This window comes from Pseudolactococcus raffinolactis NBRC 100932, from assembly GCF_001591765.1.
GTDB lineage: Bacteria > Bacillota > Bacilli > Lactobacillales > Streptococcaceae > Pseudolactococcus > Pseudolactococcus raffinolactis.
Genome location: NZ_BCVN01000096.1, coordinates 1 through 850 on the forward strand (window position 1 = coordinate 1; position 850 = coordinate 850).

The 850-nt window shown below is 36.5% G+C and carries 1 protein-coding gene; it reads right to left on the reverse strand.

Features of this window, described 5'->3' with window-relative positions; all coding sequences use genetic code 11:
• On the reverse strand, positions 1-850 hold an 850-nt coding region (locus LRA01S_RS10575), incomplete at both ends, for an IS30 family transposase (RefSeq protein WP_082785461.1).

Genomic DNA, 850 nt, shown 5'->3' on the forward strand with positions numbered 1-850 from the left:
TTTTTCTTGGATAGTTATTCATCCAAATTTCAATTTGAGCGACCTCTTTCGTGGTCGTTTTTATTGTGCCTTTAGGCAAAAATCTACGAATCATGCGATTGTGATTCTCGTTAGTTCCTCTTTCCCAACTAGAATAGGCATGAGCATAGTAAATATCACAATTAACTGCCTCAGATAAACGAGCAAATTCAGTACCATTATCAGCTGTAATGGACTTAAATTGAAAATTTTGAGTTAATGCCTTAAGCTCAGAATTAACTGCCTCAGAAGATTTATCAGCGATTATTCTGATAATCTCCAAACGACTTTTTCGCTCTGTCAAAGTCAATAAAACCTTGTTTTTAGCCCTTGTTAAGACGACAGTATCAATTTCCCAATGCCCTAACTCATTGCGCCTGTTTATATCTTCAGGACGTTCTTCAATGGATTTACCGTAAACTCTAGGATTAGCTGAAACCGTCTTGATAACTTTTGTCTTATGTGGATAAAGCATATCTTTACGTTTCAAGCCTAATTTGCCATTATAAATCCAGTTGTAAATGCTTGAGTAGCTGATTTGACCATTGAATTTAGCTTTAGCGATCACTTCTGGAGAGACCTTAGCCTTGATGTAATGGACAATTTTTTCCAATACCAGCTTATCAAGCTTTGTGTTTTTAATAGACTTTTTTCGTTGCTTATGGTACTGTTGATGCGCATACTCGCTACTATAGACGATATGATACGCTCTAAAGGTATCCATTTGTTGGACTTGTCCTCGCTTGACTTCATTATTGATTGTTTGATGGCTACGACCTAATAACTTAGCAATCTGACGTCGACTCATCCCTTCTTTAAACCATTTTTCGAT